At 60.5% G+C, this 2,787-nt stretch carries 2 protein-coding genes; one reads left to right on the top strand and one right to left on the bottom strand.

Annotation, left to right across the window (positions count from 1 at the left end; all coding sequences use genetic code 11):
• Positions 1-69: 69 nt before the first annotated feature.
• Entirely contained in the window at positions 70-483 is a 414-nt protein-coding gene (locus VJ604_RS14540) for a hypothetical protein (protein ID WP_324083692.1), read from the top strand.
• Between the two features lie 157 nt (positions 484-640).
• Here VJ604_RS14540 and VJ604_RS14535 read toward each other — a convergent pair whose 3' ends face one another.
• The gene (locus VJ604_RS14535) at positions 641-2,689 is read right to left on the bottom strand and encodes a sigma-54-dependent Fis family transcriptional regulator (protein WP_324083690.1); all 2,049 of its coding nucleotides are present in this window, start codon (positions 2,687-2,689) and stop codon (positions 641-643) included.
• Positions 2,690-2,787: the final 98 nt, after the last annotated feature.

Raw genomic sequence — 2,787 nt, 5'->3', positions numbered from 1 at the left:
CTGGGTGCTGACGTCAAAAGGTGAGAAACCGGTGCCTTGGGGTATCGAGTTGAGATTGGAGGTTTGAGGATGGACAAGGAAATTCAGTACAAGCCGATGACGGCGGAGTCGGTGGGCGAGCTTTTGAGGGAAGCCGGAGCTCAGGTGATGGTCCGCGCCGGTCGCAGCGAGAACTACAGTGCCCCCAGGGAGTTCTCCTTCGAGGTGAAGGCGATCTTTGAGAACGGGATGGGACTGCACGTGGTGGCGCGGCAGTTCAACTACCGCGACCCCTGGGAGGCGGAAGGACGAGTGAACGACCTGGTGGACGTCATGCTGCTGCGCGACGGCGCGCTGACCCCGCTCCCCAAGGGGTATCCGTACTTTCAGGGGATCGAGGAGGAGTGCGGCCTGGACGAGGACGGCCTGAAGGAAATCATCGACTGCGTCAAGAAGGTGAACGTGAAGCTGTATTTGCTGCAGCAGATGACGGGGGATCTGTAGTGCCCTCTTCCGATAGTCCCCTCTCCCCACGGGAGAGGGTTAGGGTGAGGGAAATTTCTACGAAGATATGGAGCTTCCCTCACCCCTGCCCTCTCCCGTAGGGCGAGGGAGTGTCGGCGAGAGACGGGATAAGTTGACGCAATCACGAGATCGTCAACTAGATCTCGTACTCCTTCATCTTCCTGTACAGCGTATTCCTGCCGATGCCGAGCTTGACGGCGGCTTTCTGGATGTTGCCGTCATAAAAGGCGAGCGCGTCGCAGATCAGCTTCTTCTCGGCATCCCTCAGTGAAAGCACCTCGGTCGGCTTTACATCCCCACCCACCGCTGCCTTAACCGGCTCGCTCCTCTCCCCCTTCTGCTCGCCCGCGTAACTGAGCGCTCTCGGAGAGTCGAGGGGACTGGCTCCGCAGGGGCCTGTCCCCCTTCCCGGTGCCTCGACCACATCGAACATCTCTTCTCTCAGCACCCCTTCAGGGCCGGACCGTATGATGGCCCTTTCCAGCGCGTTCTCCAACTCCCTGATGTTCCCCGGCCAGCTGTGCGCCGCGATCTTCCTGAGGAAACCTGCCTCAATCTCCGCCGCCCGCTTCCCGAGCTTTTCGCAGATCTTGTCCGCCAGGTGCCGGGTCAGCAGCTCGAAGTCCTCGGCGCGCTCCCTCAGTGCAGGTATCCGCATACCCAGGACGTTCAGCCGGTAATAGAGATCCTGCCTGAAGTTCCCCTTCTCCACCTCGGCAAGCAAGTCCTTGTGGGTGGCAGCGATCACCCGGATGTCGACAGGCTTTTCACGACCGGAGCCGATCCTCGATACCGTCTTCTCCTGCAAGACGCGCAGTAGCTTGGCCTGTACGCTGAGCGACATATCCCCGATCTCGTCCAGGAAGATGGTGCCGCCGTCGGCGATCTCGAACTTGCCCGCCTGCCCCCCTTTCCTGGCGCCGGTGAAGGTCCCTTCCTCGTAACCGAACAGCTCGCTCTCGATCAAGGTTTCCGGCAGCGCCGCGCAGTTGAGGGCGATGAACTGCCGCCCGTGGCGCTGGCTCGCGTTGTGGATGGCCTGGGCGAACAGCTCTTTGCCGGTGCCGCTTTCCCCGTTAATCAGAACGGTGGACGGGCTGTCGGCAGCCAGTTTCGCCCACTCCTTGGCGGCGGCGATGGCGGGGCTTTCTCCGATGATGTCATCAAGGGTGTAGCAATGGGAGTGCATGACGGTGGGGCGCCTGGTCTGGTGCCGGCTGTCGATCTCCCGGAAAACCGCCACCACGCCGATCACCCCGCCGGAATCATCCCTCAGGAGCGAGGCCGAGCTGTAGATCTTCTTCCCTACCCTCTCGATGATGATCTCGCGATCCTCGTACTCCTGGCCATCGGCCAAAACCCTCAGCATCGGGGAGCGGGCGCTCACCACCTGCTCGACGTGGCGTCCCTTGGCGCGGGAGGGGACGACACCGAAAATCTCGGCCCCCTTGGCGTTGATTTCGGTGATGATGCCGCTGTTGTTGATGGAGATGAGGCCGTCGGACATGTTCTCCAGCAGTGCGTTGGAGTAACGGTAGGCCATGTAGAGTTTGTCGGTGGCACGCAGGAGGCGGAGCTGGTTTTCGACCGCGTTTGCTGCGGCCACTACCATGCCGAGGGTGTGGGCGTTGGCGACCCGGTAGTCGCCGCTTATGTCGAGGATGCCGACCATTTCACCGTCGGCATCGAAGATGGGTGCTGCGGAACAGGTGAGGAAGTGGTGCTGCTGGCAGTAATGCTCCCAGGCGTAGATCTGGACCGGCCGTTTCTCGACCACTGCGGTGCCGATGGCGTTGGTCCCCTTGACCGCCTCGCTCCAGTTGCCGCCGGGGCAAAGGAGCACCCGCTTGGTCCTGGAGACGATGTCGTTGTCGCCCATCACCTCAAGGAGGTATCCTTCTTCGTCGGTCAAGACGACCTGGAACCCCGAACCCTTCACGAAGTTGTACAGGTTGTCCAGGTAGGGCCTGGCCACCTTCAAGAGGTGCTGTTTGCTGAAGAGCTTCTCCCGCAACTCCGGGAGGCTTACCACGTGGTCCTCTTCCTTGTAGGGATTGATGTTGAGGTTGCGGCAGCGCTGCCAGGAGTTGGCTACCTCCGGTCGCAGCTGCTGCAGGTCGAGGATATCGTTCTCAATGTAGAGGTTCCACGCCTTCGGGGTTACCTCTACGGCATTGGAAGACATCAGTGCTAGCTCCTTGTAAAAGACCGTAGCGTATACAGTTCAGGACACTATCGCTTTTTGCCCTCCAGGATGTCAAGAGATTTCACGTAGTATTTAGT

The sequence above is a fragment of the Geomonas sp. genome, assembly GCF_035254065.1.
GTDB lineage: Bacteria > Desulfobacterota > Desulfuromonadia > Geobacterales > Geobacteraceae > Geomonas.
The sequence above is the reverse complement of the archived record's forward strand: the minus strand, read 5'-3'. Positions and strand labels throughout refer to the sequence as shown.